The 15546-nt window shown below is 56.9% G+C and carries 20 protein-coding genes; 18 read left to right on the forward strand and 2 right to left on the reverse strand.

Features of this window, described 5'->3' with window-relative positions:
• The first annotated feature begins 53 nt into the window (after nt 1-53).
• The 9 genes from IEX40_RS21510 to iscX all read left to right on the forward strand — a co-directional run bounded on the left by IEX40_RS21510 (nt 54) and on the right by iscX (nt 6464).
• On the forward strand, nt 54-836 hold the full coding sequence (locus tag IEX40_RS21510; RefSeq protein WP_188752237.1) for an RNA methyltransferase: 783 nt from the start codon (nt 54-56) through the stop codon (nt 834-836).
• A gap of 116 nt (nt 837-952) precedes the next feature.
• Nucleotides 953-1438: a Fe-S cluster assembly transcriptional regulator IscR gene (iscR, locus tag IEX40_RS21515; protein ID WP_188752239.1), complete on the forward strand. Its 486-nt coding sequence runs from the start codon at nt 953-955 to the stop codon at nt 1436-1438.
• 22 nt (nt 1439-1460) lie between these two features.
• A complete protein-coding gene (locus IEX40_RS21520; protein ID WP_188752241.1) occupies nt 1461-2675 on the forward strand; it encodes an IscS subfamily cysteine desulfurase in 1215 nt (404 codons plus the stop codon).
• A gap of 30 nt (nt 2676-2705) precedes the next feature.
• Nucleotides 2706-3086, forward strand: coding sequence for a Fe-S cluster assembly scaffold IscU (gene iscU / locus IEX40_RS21525; RefSeq protein WP_188752243.1), 381 nt, complete (start codon nt 2706-2708; stop codon nt 3084-3086).
• A gap of 43 nt (nt 3087-3129) precedes the next feature.
• Nucleotides 3130-3453, forward strand: coding sequence for an iron-sulfur cluster assembly protein IscA (gene iscA / locus IEX40_RS21530; RefSeq protein WP_188752245.1), 324 nt, complete (start codon nt 3130-3132; stop codon nt 3451-3453).
• Nucleotides 3454-3487: 34 nt separating this feature from the next.
• Complete coding sequence (hscB, locus tag IEX40_RS21535; RefSeq protein WP_188752247.1) at nt 3488-4018, forward strand: Fe-S protein assembly co-chaperone HscB; 531 nt, start codon at nt 3488-3490, stop codon at nt 4016-4018.
• Between the two features lie 11 nt (nt 4019-4029).
• Nucleotides 4030-5910, forward strand: coding sequence for a Fe-S protein assembly chaperone HscA (gene hscA / locus IEX40_RS21540; RefSeq protein WP_188752249.1), 1881 nt, complete (start codon nt 4030-4032; stop codon nt 5908-5910).
• Entirely contained in the window at nt 5910-6248 is a 339-nt protein-coding gene (gene fdx / locus IEX40_RS21545) for an ISC system 2Fe-2S type ferredoxin (protein ID WP_188752251.1), read from the forward strand. The genes hscA and fdx overlap by 1 nt, the downstream gene beginning before the upstream one ends.
• Nucleotides 6249-6263: 15 nt before the next feature.
• A complete protein-coding gene (iscX, locus tag IEX40_RS21550) occupies nt 6264-6464 on the forward strand; it encodes a Fe-S cluster assembly protein IscX (RefSeq protein ID WP_188752253.1) in 201 nt (66 codons plus the stop codon).
• A 37-nt stretch (nt 6465-6501) separates the two neighbouring features.
• Here the strand turns inward: iscX and IEX40_RS21555 are convergent, their stop codons facing one another.
• Nucleotides 6502-6717 (reverse strand): hypothetical protein, encoded by a 216-nt coding sequence (locus IEX40_RS21555; RefSeq protein ID WP_188752255.1) that lies wholly within the window; start codon nt 6715-6717, stop codon nt 6502-6504.
• A 40-nt stretch (nt 6718-6757) separates the two neighbouring features.
• Here IEX40_RS21555 and IEX40_RS21560 point away from each other — a divergent pair, with 40 nt between their 5' ends.
• The 9 genes from IEX40_RS21560 to der all read left to right on the forward strand — a co-directional run bounded on the left by IEX40_RS21560 (nt 6758) and on the right by der (nt 15264).
• Nucleotides 6758-7102: a YMGG-like glycine zipper-containing protein gene (locus tag IEX40_RS21560; protein WP_188752257.1), complete on the forward strand. Its 345-nt coding sequence runs from the start codon at nt 6758-6760 to the stop codon at nt 7100-7102.
• A 167-nt stretch (nt 7103-7269) separates the two neighbouring features.
• A complete protein-coding gene (gene ndk, locus IEX40_RS21565; protein ID WP_188752259.1) occupies nt 7270-7677 on the forward strand; it encodes a nucleoside-diphosphate kinase in 408 nt (135 codons plus the stop codon).
• Nucleotides 7678-7731: 54 nt separating this feature from the next.
• Entirely contained in the window at nt 7732-8868 is a 1137-nt protein-coding gene (rlmN, locus tag IEX40_RS21570) for a dual-specificity RNA methyltransferase RlmN (RefSeq protein ID WP_188752261.1), read from the forward strand.
• A 9-nt stretch (nt 8869-8877) separates the two neighbouring features.
• Complete coding sequence (gene pilW / locus IEX40_RS21575) at nt 8878-9654, forward strand: type IV pilus biogenesis/stability protein PilW (protein WP_188752264.1); 777 nt, start codon at nt 8878-8880, stop codon at nt 9652-9654.
• Entirely contained in the window at nt 9651-10625 is a 975-nt protein-coding gene (locus tag IEX40_RS21580) for a RodZ domain-containing protein (protein WP_188752266.1), read from the forward strand. The genes pilW and IEX40_RS21580 overlap by 4 nt, the downstream gene beginning before the upstream one ends.
• A gap of 27 nt (nt 10626-10652) precedes the next feature.
• Nucleotides 10653-11942 carry a histidine--tRNA ligase gene (gene hisS / locus IEX40_RS21585; protein ID WP_188752288.1) on the forward strand — a complete coding sequence of 430 codons (1290 nt, stop codon included), beginning with the start codon at nt 10653-10655 and terminating at the stop codon, nt 11940-11942.
• Between the two features lie 9 nt (nt 11943-11951).
• Nucleotides 11952-12611, forward strand: a complete 660-nt coding sequence (locus tag IEX40_RS21590) for a YfgM family protein (protein WP_188752267.1) — start codon at nt 11952-11954, stop codon at nt 12609-12611.
• Nucleotides 12608-13753 carry an outer membrane protein assembly factor BamB gene (gene bamB / locus IEX40_RS21595; RefSeq protein WP_188752270.1) on the forward strand — a complete coding sequence of 382 codons (1146 nt, stop codon included), beginning with the start codon at nt 12608-12610 and terminating at the stop codon, nt 13751-13753. Before IEX40_RS21590 ends, bamB begins: the two co-directional genes overlap by 4 nt.
• A 74-nt stretch (nt 13754-13827) precedes the next feature.
• Nucleotides 13828-15264 (forward strand): ribosome biogenesis GTPase Der, encoded by a 1437-nt coding sequence (gene der, locus IEX40_RS21600; protein WP_188752272.1) that lies wholly within the window; start codon nt 13828-13830, stop codon nt 15262-15264.
• Between the two features lie 15 nt (nt 15265-15279).
• Here der and IEX40_RS22145 read toward each other — a convergent pair.
• A partial coding sequence (locus tag IEX40_RS22145) for a hypothetical protein (protein WP_229680884.1) occupies nt 15280-15546 on the reverse strand: 267 nt, incomplete at its 5' end.

The raw sequence follows: 15546 nt of genomic DNA on the forward strand, positions 1-15546 counted from the left end.
AGCGGCGGAGAATCTGCTATGATACCGGCCCTTTTTCATCCTGTGGCGTTGGCATGCTTGATCATATTCGCATCGTTCTGGTGAATACCACACATCCCGGCAATATTGGTGCGGTTGCTCGTGCCATGAAGAATATGGGGTTGAGCGATCTTTGTCTGGTGTCGCCCAAACACTACCCGGACGAGGCGGCCACGGCGCGCGCATCCGGAGCTACCGATATTCTCGACACTGCGCAGGTGGTCGATGAGCTGCACGAGGCGTTGCAGGATTGTCAGCTGGTGGTGGGTGCCAGTGCCAGAGGGCGGCATATTCCCTGGCCGGTGATCAATCCGCGGGAGCTGGCGGCAATTGCACTGTCCTCGACTGAAAAGGGCGTGGGCGATGGTGCGGTGGGAAAGCGTGTGGCGATCCTGTTCGGGCGCGAAGATCGCGGTCTGACCAATGAAGAGCTGCATGCCTGCCATCATCATGTCCATATACCCTCCGTCGAAGGCTTCAGCTCGCTCAATGTGGCGGCCGCGGTGCAGGTGATCTGTTATGAGTTGCGTATGGCGAGTCTGTATCGGTCTGAGGTCGACAAGCCGCAGTGGGGGACAGACTGGGATATCGAGCTGGCCGATCATGCCGAGCTGGAGCGGATGTTCGAGCATCTTGAACGCACCTTGATCGACATCGAGTTTCTCGACCCTGACAATCCGCGCCAGTTGATGCCGCGCCTGAGAAGGCTGTTTTTGCGCGCTGTGCCGGACAAGGTTGAGGTGAATGTGCTGCGGGGGATACTGAAGTCGGTAAATCGTAAGATGCTGTCGCAGTCCGATGATGATGCGGATAGGTGATTGATTATTCTGATGGGGTGGCAAGAAGCCTAGTAAATTAGTCGGAATAATAGTTGACTAAAACCCTCGGGATTTGCATAATGCGCCCAGACTCGTAAGAGTAGATGAGGATAGATATGCGATTGACGACTAAAGGGCGCTACGCCGTAACCGCTATGCTGGATCTTGCGCTGCATGAAGGTAAGGGGCCGATCAGTTTGGCCGACATTTCCGAGCGGCAAGGGATCTCATTATCCTACCTGGAGCAGCTGTTTGCCAAGCTCCGGCGTAATGAGTTGGTGCACAGCGTGCGTGGCCCAGGTGGCGGCTATCAGCTTAAGCGTGAGCGCGGTGAGATCAATGTGGCGGAAGTGATCGACGCGGTCAATGAATCGGTTGACGCTACGGGTTGTAATAAGACCGGCAGTTGTCAGAGCGGAGAGGTGTGTTTGACCCACCATCTCTGGTGTGATTTGAGCGATCAGATTCACGGATTTCTGAGTGGTATCAGCTTGGCTGATCTTGTGCACCGGCACGAAGTGCAAGAGGTTGCAGAGCGGCAGCAGCGTGTAATGGCGCAGCCCGAGAAGCTGATCGCCAGCAGTGTTGCCTCGGCATCCTGAAGAGTAAGTTTTGGAGATTGAAATGAAATTGCCGATCTATCTCGATTATTCCGCGACTACACCGGTTGATCCGCGAGTGGCTGACAAGATGATGAGCTGTCTGACCCTGGACGGGAACTTCGGTAATCCGGCCTCGCGCTCGCATCAGTTTGGCTGGAGAGCGGAAGAGGCGGCAGAGACTGCACGTCGTCAGGTGGCCGATCTGCTCAATGCCGATCCGCGGGAGATCGTCTGGACCTCGGGTGCGACCGAGTCCGATAACCTGGCGATCAAGGGTGTGGCGCACTTCTACAACAAGAAGGGCAAGCACATCATTACGTCGAAGATCGAGCATAAGGCGGTTCTGGATACCTGTCGTCAGCTTGAGCGTGAAGGCTTTGAGGTGACCTATCTGACGCCGGGCAGTGATGGCATCATCACCCCGCAGATGGTGGCTGATGCGCTGCGCGAAGACACGATTCTGGTTTCCCTGATGCACGTGAATAACGAGATCGGCACCATTACCGATATTGCGGCTATCGGCGAACTGACCCGCAGTCGCGGTGTGCTGCTCCACGTCGATGCGGCGCAGAGTGCCGGCAAGCTGCCGATCGATCTGGCCGAGATGAAGGTCGATCTGATGTCGCTCTCCGGGCACAAGATGTACGGGCCCAAGGGTATCGGTGCGCTTTACGTTCGCCGCAAACCGCGCGTCCGTATCGAAGCGCAGATGCACGGTGGCGGTCATGAGCGCGGTATGCGTTCCGGTACGCTGCCGACCCACCAGATCGTGGGCATGGGTGAGGCTGCGCGCATCGCCAAAGAGGAGATGAGCCAGGAAGCTGAGCGTCTCAAGGCGCTACGTGATCGTTTCTGGAACGGCATCAAGGATATGGAAGAGGTCCACGTCAACGGTTCGGTTACCCAGCGTGTCACGGGCAACCTTAACGTCAGTTTCGCTTTCGTCGAGGGTGAATCCCTGCTGATGTCGTTGAAAGACCTGGCGGTATCTTCGGGTTCTGCCTGTACATCGGCCAGTCTCGAGCCCTCCTACGTGCTGCGTGCGCTGGGGCTTAACGATGAGTTGGCGCACAGCTCGATCCGCTTCTCCTTCGGCCGCTTTACCACCGAGGAGGAGGTCGACTACGCGGTGGAGCAGATCAAGGTGGCTGTGGGCAAACTGCGCGAGCTGTCGCCGCTCTGGGATATGTACAAAGATGGCGTGGATTTGAGCAAGGTTGAGTGGGCGCACCACTAACGCGGGCATTTTAAGTTTTTGGAGGTCGTTATGGCTTACAGCGAACAGGTTATTGATCATTACGAAAACCCGCGCAACGTCGGCAAGATGGATGACAGCGATGATCATGTCGGTACCGGCATGGTCGGTGCGCCGGCGTGTGGCGATGTGATGCGTTTGCAGATCCGCGTCAATGACGAGGGTGTGATTGAAGACGCAAAATTCAAAACCTATGGCTGCGGTTCTGCAATCGCATCCAGCTCCCTGGTGACCGAGTGGGTCAAGGGGATGACGCTGGATCAGGCAGCCGAGTTGAAAAACTCGCAGATCGCCGAAGAACTGGCGTTGCCGCCGGTGAAGATTCACTGCTCGGTGTTGGCGGAAGATGCCATCAAGGCAGCGATCGAGGATTACCGCAAGAAGCGCGGCTGAGCCCTGATGGCTTGGTCCGGGTTGTTGAGTATTTGAGGGTTATATGGCGATCAGTATGACAGACGCGGCGATCAATCATGTCGCGCGCTATCTCGAAAAACGTGGTCACGGTAAGGGAATTCGTGTTGGTGTGCGTACCTCCGGGTGCTCGGGTATGGCGTACGTGCTCGAATTCATCGACGATATCGAATCCGATGATCAGGTGTTCGAGTTTGGCCCCGTACATGTCGCCATCGATCCAAAAAGCCTGCTCTACCTCGACGGAACCGAACTGGATTTCGTCAAAGAAGGGCTGAACGAGGGCTTCAAGTTCAACAACCCGAACGTGCGCAGCGAATGCGGTTGTGGTGAAAGCTTTAACGTCTGACCCCTGTCAGAACTTTAGGGTGCTGTACTGACGCATGGATATGACCCGCAACTACTTTGAGCTGTTTGATCTCGAGCCCGGCTTCGATGTAGACCAGGCCTTGCTCAGCGAGCGTTACCGGGCACTCCAAAAGCAGTGGCACCCTGATCGTTTTGCTCATCTCTCTGAGCGTGAGCGTCGCCTGGCAGTGCAGTACACGGCACATATTAACGAGGCACTGGCGACGCTGAAATCTCCGTTGCGTCGTGCGCAGTATCTGCTCCTGCTGGCAGGACGCGACACGCATGGCGAGTCGGGTGCGCAGCTGGACCCAATGTTCCTGATGCAGCAGATGGAGCTGCGCGAGCGTCTTGCTCAGGCATCGGATCATGCTGATCCCGAGTCGGAGCTCGATACCTTGCGGGAGCAGGCGGATGCCGAGTTGCGCAGTCTGTTGGCGGAGTTTGTCTCTCTCTTTTCACACCAAGATCTCGATGGCGCCGAAAAAGTGGTGCGCAAGCTGCAATTCGTGACCAAACTGCATAAAGAGATCGAACTGCTCGAAGATCGTTTGCTGGACGACTGAACGGAATAGCTATGGCTTTGTTGCAAATTGCCGAGCCCGGGCAAAGTGCTGCGCCACATGAGCGCAAGCTGGCTGTCGGGATCGACCTGGGAACCACCAACTCGCTAGCGGCCACCGTTCGCAGTGGTGAAGCGCAGACGCTGGCGGATATAAACGGCGAGCATCTGCTGCCGTCGGTGGCGTATTACGCCGAGGACGGTTCTGTCGAGATAGGCAGTGCTGCGATGATTCACGCGGCAGAAGATCCCTATAACACGATTATCTCCGTTAAGCGCCTGATGGGACGCGGTGTCGAGGATGTGCTGTCGTTTGGCGACGAGCTGCCCTACCGCTTTGCACCAGGCGAAGGTGGTATGCCCTTTATCGAGACCCAGGCGGGACCGCGCAGCCCGGTGCAGGTATCAGCGGATATCCTGCGTGCGTTGCGTGTACGTGCGGAGCAGTCGCTGGACGGTGTTCTGGCTGGGGCCGTCATTACTGTGCCGGCCTACTTCGACGATGCTCAGCGTCAGGCAACCAAGGACGCGGCCCGTTTGGCCGGCCTGAATGTGTTACGTCTGCTCAATGAGCCTACGGCGGCGGCCGTGGCCTATGGCCTGGATCAGGGTGATGAGGGTGTTATCGCCATTTATGACCTGGGTGGCGGTACTTTTGATATCTCGGTGCTGCGCTTGAGTCGAGGCGTGTTCGAAGTGCTGGCCACCGGTGGCGATAGTGCACTGGGTGGTGATGACTTCGATTACGCGTTGGCGCGCTGGATGTTGAAAGAGTCTGGCATCGAGCTGGAACCCAACGCCCAGCAGGCGCGTTATCTGACTACGCTGGCCAGGCGTGTGAAAGAGCAGCTGAGCGCAGAGGATTGCGTCGAGCTGGTGCTTGAGCTGGACGGGCAGTCTCAAGGCTTGAGCATCTCCCGCGAGCAGTTCGATTCCGTGATCGAGCCGCTGGTGAAGAAGACGCTGCGCGCCTGTCGTCGGGCGTTGAAGGATGCTGGTGTGTCCGCCGACGAGGTGCGTGAGGTGGTCATGGTCGGAGGCTCGACCCGTGTGCCGCTGGTGCGCGCGCGCGTGGGTGAGTTGTTCGGTCGTGAGCCGCATATCGAGATCGACCCCGATCGCGTGGTGGCCATCGGCGCCGCGTTGCAGGCTGATGTCTTGGCCGGTAATAAGCCCGACAGCGAGATGCTGCTGCTTGATGTGATTCCGCTCTCGTTGGGGCTCGAGACCATGGGTGGGCTGGTGGAGAAGGTGATCCATCGCAATACCGCAATACCGGTGGCGCGAGGTCAGGAGTTCACCACCTATCAGGATGGCCAAACGGCGATGGCGATTCACGTGGTTCAGGGTGAGCGCGAACTGGTCACCGATTGTCGCTCGCTGGCGCGCTTCGTACTGCGCGGTATCCCGCCGATGGCAGCGGGCGCAGCCAAAATTCGCGTCACCTTCCAGATCGATGCCGATGGTTTGCTTAGTGTGTCTGCGCAAGAGTTGTCGACCGGTATCGAGAGCAGTATCCAGGTCAAGCCTTCATACGGGCTGACCGATAACGAGATTGCCGGCATGCTGAAAGACTCCTTCAGTCACGCCGAAGAGGATATGGCGGCGCGTGCGCTACGCGAGCAGCAGGTTGAGGCTGGGCGGCTGGTGGATGCGCTGGAGGCCGCTATGGCGCAGGATGGCGAGCTGCTCGATGAGCAGGAGACGGCGGCGCTGAGTGAGGCGATCACTGAGTTGCGTAACGTTGCAGGTGGTGGCGATGCCGCTGCAATCGAGGCGGGTGTGCAATCTCTGGCTAAACTGAGCGATGAATTTGCAGCAAGGCGTATGGATAAGGGTATCCAGCGGGCGCTGCAGGGGCATCGGGTTGATGAATTGGGTAAGGAGTTGAAATAATGCCGCAGCTGATTTTTCTGCCGCATGAGGAGCTCTGTCCGGAGGGGAAGGTGATCCAGGTGGAGCCGGGGATCACCATCTGCGATGCCGCGTTGGAGCATGGTATCGAGATAGAGCATGCCTGTGAAAAGTCTTGTGCCTGCACGACCTGTCACGTGATCGTGCGTGAAGGGTTCGGCTCGCTCGAAGAGTCGGATGAGCTCGAGGACGACATGTTGGATAAGGCCTGGGGGCTGGAGCCCGAGTCGCGCTTGAGCTGTCAGGCGGTGGTGACGGATGAGGATCTGGTGATCGAGATTCCCAAGTACACCATCAACCAGGTTTCCGAACAGCACTGAAGTGGAGTGGGGATCATGGGGCTTAAGTGGATAGATGTGCAGGAGATCGTGATTGAGCTGGATGAAAAGTATCCGGAGCTTGATCCGTTGCAGATCAACTTCCCGGACCTGATGCAGATGGTTCTGGAACTGGATGGATTCGATGACGATCCGTCACATTGTGGTGAGAAAATTCTGGAGGCGATCCAGATGACCTGGATCGAAGAGCGGGATTGAGAGCCTAATCGGCTCCGAGTAACCCTGAACCCGGCACTTATTGCCGGGTTTGTTGTCTTTGGGGTATCTCGAAGGTATGCACGGCAGCGGTGTAGTTGCTCTTGGCGACTACCGGGCTGAGCGTCATCGCCTGCGGGGTATCATTACGGGCACCATCGCCAAGGCCGGCTACCGGCGCCGTTGGCCTGACTGGAGTCCGATAAGCGCCATCCGCCGCATCAGCTGCGTCGGATGCCTGTTGAAGACACTGCAAACTGTTCGACCGGACATCCGGAGGGCAGGGGAGGGAAACTATGAAAAAATCCGTAATCGCCATCACGATGCTGTCTCTGTTGCCGGCGCTGGCAATGGCCCGTGACCTGACAGTCGACTCCGCCATTGGTGGCGCCATCGGCGGCGCTTTAGGCGGTGCTGTCGGCGCCGAGTTAGGTGGTCGCGACGGTGCCGTCGTTGGCTCAGGTATTGGTGCTGCTGTCGGTACTGCAATCAACACCGATGGCTATCGTCGAGACGGTTACCGTGACGGACATCGCGAGCCGCGTGGCGAGTACTATTATCGTGAAGGACACCACCATCACGACGATCGTCACCGCAGTTCATTCTGTCCGCCGGGACAAGCAAAGAAAGGGCGTTGCTGATCCTCGTCGCTTTAATTCGGCGACTCCTTTGCTGTCTTCTGGCGTTGACGTCGAAGTGTTGTGTCGCGGCGTAGAGTTGTACGTGTTGCTGTTCAGGCTTTAAACAGTCGCGTATAATGCTGCGCCTTGCATTTTTATAACCCTACAACTTTGGGATTAGGTTTAACATGGCTACTGAACGTACACTCTCTATCATCAAGCCGGACGCTGTCGCTAAGAACGTGATTGGTGAAATCCTGACGCGTTTTGAAAAAGCGGGTCTGAAGGTTGTTGAAATGCAGATGAAAGCGCTGAGCAAAGCGGAGGCCGAAGGCTTTTACGCTGAGCACAAAGAGCGTCCTTTCTTCGCCGACCTGGTTGCATTCATGACCTCTGGTCCGGTTGTGGTTCAGGTGCTGGAAGGTGAAAACGCTGTTGCGCTGAACCGTGAACTGATGGGTGCGACCAATCCGAAAGAAGCGGCTGAAGGTACTATTCGTCGTGATTTCGCCGAGTCTATCGATGCGAACGCCGTACACGGCTCCGACTCTGCTGCATCTGCTGAACGCGAGATCGCCTACTTCTTCGGTAAGTGATCCCTGTCGGGGCCGCCGTTCGGTGGCCCCTGTACTCAGAAACGAGTGACTCCCATGACTGAATCCGCCGCCAAGGTCAACCTGCTCGGCCTCTCACCAAAGCAACTCGAGAGCTTCTTCGATGAGATGGGTGAGAAGCGTTTTCGCGCAACTCAGGTGCTGAAGTGGATACATCAGCTTGGCGCCAGCAGCTTTGATGAGATGACCAACATCAGTAAGGCGCTGCGGGCGAAGTTGGCTGAAGTGGCTGAGATCCGCGAGCCGGAAATCGTCATGGAGAAGTTTTCCAAGGACGGTACGCGAAAGTGGGTCATCCGTATGGATGGCGGCTCAGCAATCGAGATGGTGTTGATCCCCGATGGTGACCGCAAAACGCTTTGTGTCTCTTCCCAAGTGGGGTGTTCGCTCGATTGCAGCTTCTGTTCAACCGGTAAGCAGGGTTTCAATCGAGACCTGAGTACTGCGGAAATTATTGGTCAGCTGCGAGTGGCAATCCGCTCCTTCGGGCCGTTCGATCCCTCCGGTGAGCGCCGCGTGACCAACGTGGTGTTTATGGGGATGGGTGAGCCGCTGATGAATTTCGATAACGTTGTCGCTGCCACCGAGTTGATGATGGATGACAACGCCTATGGTCTGTCCAAGCGTCGGGTAACCCTGAGCACCTCGGGTGTGGTGCCGGCGCTGGATCGTTTGCGTGAGGTCAGTGATGTGTCACTGGCGGTGTCTCTGCATGCGCCCAACGATGAACTGCGTAACGAGTTGGTGCCGATCAATCGACGGTACCCGATCGACGAGCTGATTGCCGCATGTAACCGCTACCTGCAGGGACTCAATGACAAGCGGGTGGTGACGGTTGAGTATACGCTTATCGCCGGCGTCAACGATCAGCCCGAACATGCGCGGCAGCTCGTTAAAGTGCTGCGTAAGCTGCCATGCAAACTTAATCTCATACCCTTTAACCCCTTCCCTAACTCGGGTTACAGCCGCCCCTCGGAAGAGGCTATTCAGGCATTCAAACAGATCATGTTGAGCAGCCATATCCTGACCACCGTGCGCCGGACCCGCGGTGATGACGTTGATGCGGCCTGCGGTCAGCTGGTCGGCCAGGTGATGGATCGTACCCGGCGTAGCCAAAAGTATATCGCTGTGGTACAAGAGGAGCCTGTTCAGGGGAAGAGCCAATCAATTTAGGGGGGATAGATGCGTAAATTACATGCTGTGCTGCTGTTAGGGGCGGCGTGTGTTGTTTCAGCATGTACGACGACTTCTGATGGCTTTAACTCCTCAAACTCGTCCCCCGACGCGGCTCTGGAATCCTATACCAGTCTGGGTTTGCAATACCTGCGTGCCGGTAATACAGCCAGCGCCAAAGGTCCGCTGTTGCGCGCGCTTGAAATCGACGATGGCTACGCTCCGGCGTTCAATGCTTTGGCGCTGGTATTCCAGGCTGAAGATGACCTCTCTATCGCCGAGAGTTACTTCCGCAAAGCGGTTGCGGCAGATCCGCAGTCAGCGATGATACATAACAATTTTGGTGCCTTTCTGTTTGCCCAGCAGCGTTTCGATGAAGCCTGTCAGGAGCTGGCCAGGGCAACAGAGGATCCCTTCTATCAGGCGCGCGCCCAGGCGTTTGAAAACATGGGACGCTGCTATCGCAAGATCGGGCGGCTGGATGTTGCCGAGCACGCCTTTAATCGCGCCCTGACACTGTCTCGCCAGCGCCCTATCGCGATGGTGGAGCTGGCCGATATTCTGCTGGAAAAAGGCGATCAGGCCGGGGCCGCGGTACTGTTCGACCAGTTCCGCGAGTACGTAGATTCCAAACAGATTGATCATTTTCCGCTCAGCTTGTGGGTTGGTGTTCGAGTGGCTCGTTATGAAAAGCAATCCGGGCGCGCGGCAACCTATGCCCTGCTGTTGAAAAACATGTTCCCAGAATCCGCTGAATATCAGTTGTACAAGGAGTCTGCGCAGTGAGCAGTGAAGAGGAAAACCCGAGCGTTGGACAATCCTTTCCGGGCGGTGACTTTGCTGATGCGCGCCATGCCCTTGGCCTGAGCTTTGATCAGCTGACGCGTGAGCTGAGGCTGCCGGCCAAAACGCTGGAGTCGATAGAGGCGGGGCGGTTCGAGGCGCTCGGCGGCGCGGTGTTTATTCGCGGGTATATACGATCCTACGCGCGTCGGCTCAAGCTTGAGCCTGATTATTATGTGGCACTCTATGATCAGTCCGTGGGGGCGAAGGATACGCGCAGCGCCGTACGTATGGTGGGTACCGTATCCACCACACCGGCCAGACAGAGCCGGTCGCTGATGCGCTTTGGAACGCTGATATTCGTCCTGGCCATTATCGGTACGGTGGTGTGGTGGTGGCAGACGCAAAACTCGATCGACGCGGTGATTACGACAGACAGCAGTGCGCCGGTGACCGTGGATACCGCGGATGGCAATACTTTGGTGCTGCCACCGCTTGATGACGGTGTGCTGGGAGAGGGTGAATCCTACCAGTCACTGGCGTCCGATCCTTTTGCTTCTGGCGCGGCAGGCGAACCTGCTGGCGAATCCCAGGCCGAGCCGGAGACGCCGGAGGAGGCGGCAGCGGAGCACCAGTTAGAGGAGGACGTTGTTGAGCAGCCTGCTGCGCGCGCGGCCGTCGAGGAGGCGCCGACGAATAGTGCTGAGGAGGTTGCGACGGGTATCGCTGTACTGCATCTGGTGCTGGCTGAAGATAGCTGGCTAAGTGTTAAGGATGCCTCGGGCCGTTCCCTGTTCAACGGTATCGCCAAAAGTGGTCAAGAGTTGAATCTGGAGGGTGAGGAACCGTTGGCGGTCGTGATCGGGCGTGCCAGTGCGGTTGGCGTGATCGAATATGGCGGTGAGCCTGTTGATATTGACAGCGTTAGCAATAAAAATGTTGCCCGCCTGACGCTCCCAGTGTCAGAACGTTAATCTCCATCTGTAATACGGGAAAGTGGAATTTTGGCGAAGATAAAAGCCATTAGGGGCATGAACGACATCCTGCCGGATCAGACACCGATCTGGCAGTATCTGGAAACCGAGGTTAAACGTGTTCTGGCGAGCTACGGCTACAGCGAACTGCGTATGCCGATCGTTGAACAGACCGATCTCTTCAAGCGCTCCATCGGTGAAGTAACCGATATCGTTGAGAAGGAGATGTACACCTTCGAGGATCGCAATGGCGATAGTCTGACGCTGAGACCTGAAGGGACCGCCAGTTGCGTGCGCGCCTGTGAAGAGCATGGCCTGACTTTTAACCAGGTTCAGCGGCTTTGGTATATGGGGCCCATGTTCCGGCATGAGCGTCCGCAAAAGGGTCGTTACCGCCAGTTTCACCAGATCGGTGTCGAAACCTTCGGTATGCAGGGGCCGGATATCGACGCCGAGCTGATCATGATGACGGCGCGCTTATGGCGTCGGCTGGGCCTTGATCAGGCTGTAAAACTTCATCTGAATACCTTGGGCAGTGCCGAGGCGCGGGCGCGCTTTCGAGATGATCTGGTCGCGTACCTCAGTGAGCATGTGGATAAGTTGGATGCTGATAGTCAGCGCCGGTTGTCGACCAATCCTCTCCGAATACTGGATAGCAAAGAGTCGAGCACTCAGGAGCTGCTGAACGAGGCGCCGCACTTCCACGACTATATCGACGATGAGTCGCGACACCATTTTGAACAGCTGTGTGCGTTGCTTGACAGTGCGGGTATCGCCTACGAGGTCAACGCACGCCTGGTGCGTGGTCTGGATTACTACGGCAAAACCGTGTTCGAGTGGATAACCGATCAGTTAGGTGCCCAGGGGACCGTCTGCGCCGGAGGGCGTTATGACGGGCTGGTCGAACAGCTTGGCGGCAGGCCGGCGCCTGCGGTAGGTTTTGCGATGGGAGTCGAACGCCTGATTCTGCTGCTGGAAACATTGCAGGCGGTGCCGGAATATGTGCATCAGAAGATCGACATATACGCCATTGCCATGGGCGATGACGCGTTGGCCGATATGTTCGGTATCGTTGAGCAGCTCCGTGAAGAGTCTGAGCTGCGGGTGCAGCTGCACTGCGGCGGCGGCAGTTTTAAGAGTCAGATGAAGAAGGCCGATAAGAGCGGAGCCCGATACGCATTGCTGCTGGGCGATGATGAGCGGCGCTCGGGAGTGGTGACACTCAAGCCTCTGCGCGAAGCGGCGGATCAAAAACAGATTAATACAGCAGCGCTGACCGCAGAGCTGGTCGCAATCTACGCTGCTGAGCAGGAGTGAGAACGGATCGTGGCTGAATTGCGTACTGAAGAAGAACAGATCGAAGCGATAAAAAACTGGTGGAAGGAGAACGGTCGCTCCCTGCTGCTGGCGATCGCAGTCGCTGTGGCAGCCGTGCTTGGCTGGCAGGGCTGGCAGAAGCGTATGGAGGTCCAGGCGACAAATGCATCGATTACCTATCAAGAGTTGGTCGATGCGGTCCTGGCGCTGCGTTCGGCTCCTGATGTTGATGCCCAGCGCGCCACGGCCGAGCATTTGGCTGGCACTCTGAAAGGCGATTACTCGGATAGCGGTTATGCCGTGCTGGCGTCGTTGCTAATGGCGAAAGTCAACGTGGATAACGGTGCCTTCGACGAGGCGCTCGATGATCTTGCCTGGGTGCAGCAGAACTCGGAGCAGGAAGAGCTCAAGCAGCTGGCGCTGCAGCGCAGTGCGCGGATTCGCTTGGCGCAAGGTGATGCCGAGGCGGCCCGTGATCTGCTCAAGGGTGGCGATGCGGGGTATTTTACCGCTGCCTATGAAGAGCTGCTTGGTGATGTGCTGGTCGCTTTGGGCGAAATTGACGAGGCACGCAAGGCCTATGACAACGCGCTGGCCGCGGCAACGCCTCAGGCACAGGCGGTGCTGCAGATGAAACGGGATGATCTCGCACAGGGAGATGAGTCATGAGATCCGGGCGTTCGATATCGCTGCTGGTGGCAGCCGCGTTGCTGAGTGGCTGCGGTTTGTGGGGTGGCGAGGCAGAGGTGGAGCCGACAAAGCTCGTTAGCTTCGATGCCGAAAAACAGGTTGATGTGCTCTGGAGCGCCCAGGTTGGTGCGGGTCCCGGTAGCATGTATCACCAGTTCGTGCCGGCCGTCGGCGATGTGAATCTGTTTGCAGCTGATCGCGAAGGCGAGGTTGTGGCGTTGTCCCGCGATGCAGGACGCAAGGTCTGGGACGCTGACCTGGAGATGACATTGTCGGGAGGCATTGGCGCGGGTTTCGGTGTCGTCGTCGTTGCGTCCGAGGACGGCGAGGTCGTTGCGCTTGACTCCGACTCCGGGGAGGAGCTTTGGCGTAGCAAGGTTTCATCGGAGGTGGTCGCACAGCCGCAGGTGAATGCAGAGTTGGTTGTAGTGCAGGTGATCAATGGTCAGGTGACTGCCCTGGATCGGGTGACCGGTGAACATCGCTGGACATTCGATAGTCAGATCCCTCAGTTGAGTCTGCGTGGTACCAGTGCACCGGTTTTGGTGGCGAATGTAACGCTAACCGGATTTGCCAACGGTAAGTTGGTCGCCATTGATAACGCTACCGGTAATGCGCTGTGGGAGCAGCGTATAGCGCTGGCCGAGGGGCGTTCTGAGCTGGAACGTATTGTTGATATAGATGGGCGTCCGTTGCTGTTCAATGGTCTGGTCTATGTGAGCAGCTATCAGGGGCGTTTGATGGCACTGAACCCGCGAGGCGCGCAGATGGTCTGGGCCCAGGACTACTCCAGTTATAGAGGCTTGGCAGCGGGATTTGGTAATATCTACGCGATCTCTGCGGATGATGAGATCAGTGCCTTTGATGCCGGCAGTAGCGCCAGTGTTTGGCATCAGGATGCGTTACGTTATCGCCGCCTGACCTCGCCGGTGTCGCTGGGTGATACCGTAGCGGTGGCGGATGCAGAGGGGTATCTGCATTTCGTTTCCCAGATCGATGGTCATTTTGTCGCGCGTTATAACTTCGATGGGTCAGGTGTTTTCAGTGATCCGGTGGTCGTCGACGATACGCTCTACGTGTTCAGTAATGACGGAAAACTCGCCGCGCTGAAACTGAACTAATTTTATTTTTACTGCATTGGCGGCGGCGCTCTGCATAAAGTGGAACGCCGCCGCGCTGCTTCTGGGTGATCTATATGCTTCCGGTGATTGCACTGGTTGGCCGGCCTAACGTTGGCAAGTCTACGCTTTTTAACCGCCTGACCCGTTCGCGGGATGCATTGGTTGCGGACCTGCCGGGTCTGACGCGAGACCGTAAATATGGTGAGGGCAAGCTGGGTGAGCGAGATTATATCGTCATCGATACCGGCGGTATTTCGGGCGATGAGGCAGGAATTGATAAGGCGATGGCCGAACAGTCCCTGTTGGCCATCGATGAGGCTGACGTGGTGCTTTTTCTCGTCGATGCGCGTGCTGGGATCAATCCGGCCGATGAGATGATCGCCGACCATCTTCGCCGTCAGCAGAAGACCTGCCATCTGGTGGTGAACAAGGTAGACGGGCTCGATCCTGATGTGGCGCGCTCTGACTTCTTCGCGTTAGGCATCGGAGAGCCCCTGACTATCGCGGCAGCCCATGGTCGAGGCGTGACGGCATTGATCGATTATGCCTTGGATGAGCTGGGCATCGCAGTGCCGGATGAGCAGGATGCTGAGGAGAAAGAGTATGATCAGAGTGTACGGATAGCTGTTGTCGGTCGGCCCAATGTAGGCAAATCGACGCTGGTAAATCGTATGCTCGGTGAGGATCGGGTCGTCGTATATGACCAGGCTGGTACCACCCGCGACAGTATCTACATACCCTACGAGCGGGAGGGGCAGCCCTATACGCTGATCGATACGGCGGGTGTGCGTCGGCGCAAGCATATTCGTGAGGCGGTGGAAAAGTTCTCCATCGTAAAAACCCTGCAGGCGATAAAGGATGCCAATGTCGTCGTTGCGGTAATTGATGCTCGTGAAGGGGTGACCGAGCAGGATCTGCACATGCTGGGTTTCGTTATCGATTCTGGGCGTGCACTGGTTGTGGCCCTGAATAAATGGGATGGCATGACCCAAGAGCAGAAAGAGAGTGTCAAGACGCAGGTTGAGCGGCGATTGGCCTTTGCCGCTTTTGCGCGTTTCCATTTCATTTCTGCGCTGCACGGTTCCGGTGTCGGTGACCTGTATGGCTCGATCAATGAGGCTTATCGTTGTGCTATGGCGAAATGGTCAACCAACCAGTTGACCCGGTTGCTGGAGGACGTGGTAGCGGATCATCAGCCGCCAACGGTCAATAATCGTCGTATCAAATTGCGATATGCTCACCAGGGGGGCTCGAATCCTCCGATTATCGTCGTGCATGGTAATCAGACCGATGCATTGCCGGGTGCCTATAAACGTTATCTTGAGAACCGCTTCACCAAGCTGCTTAAGGTAAAGGGCACGCCCATGCGTTTCGAGTTCCGCACGGGCGATAACCCCTTTGCCGGTAAGCGCAATACGCTTACAGCTCGTCAGCTGGCAAAGAAGGAGCGTCAGCGGCAGCATGTAAAAGAGCTCAAGCAGCGCCAGAAGAAGCGAGCGAAAAAAAGCTGAGTTTTTTTGAAAATATTACAGCACCCTGTTGACTCCCTCGGGGAGGTCTGTAGAATGCGCCTCCTCGCTTGAGCTGAACGCCTTCAGAGGTTGGCCGGGGTCAAGTGAGGCGGTCTCCAAGATGTTGAATTCATTGTGTATTTTTTGAATTTGATGCGAAGAGGTCGCGGTGAAAAAGCGAAAATAAACGCTTGACACCGAACGCTGAGGCGGTAAGATATGCGCCTCGCTTGAGACGACGGATTCGGTAGTAAGCAAGTCGCTCAGCACGCTCTTTAACAA

It is taken from the genome of Marinobacterium zhoushanense (assembly GCF_014641945.1).
Classification (GTDB): domain Bacteria; phylum Pseudomonadota; class Gammaproteobacteria; order Pseudomonadales; family Balneatricaceae; genus Marinobacterium_D; species Marinobacterium_D zhoushanense.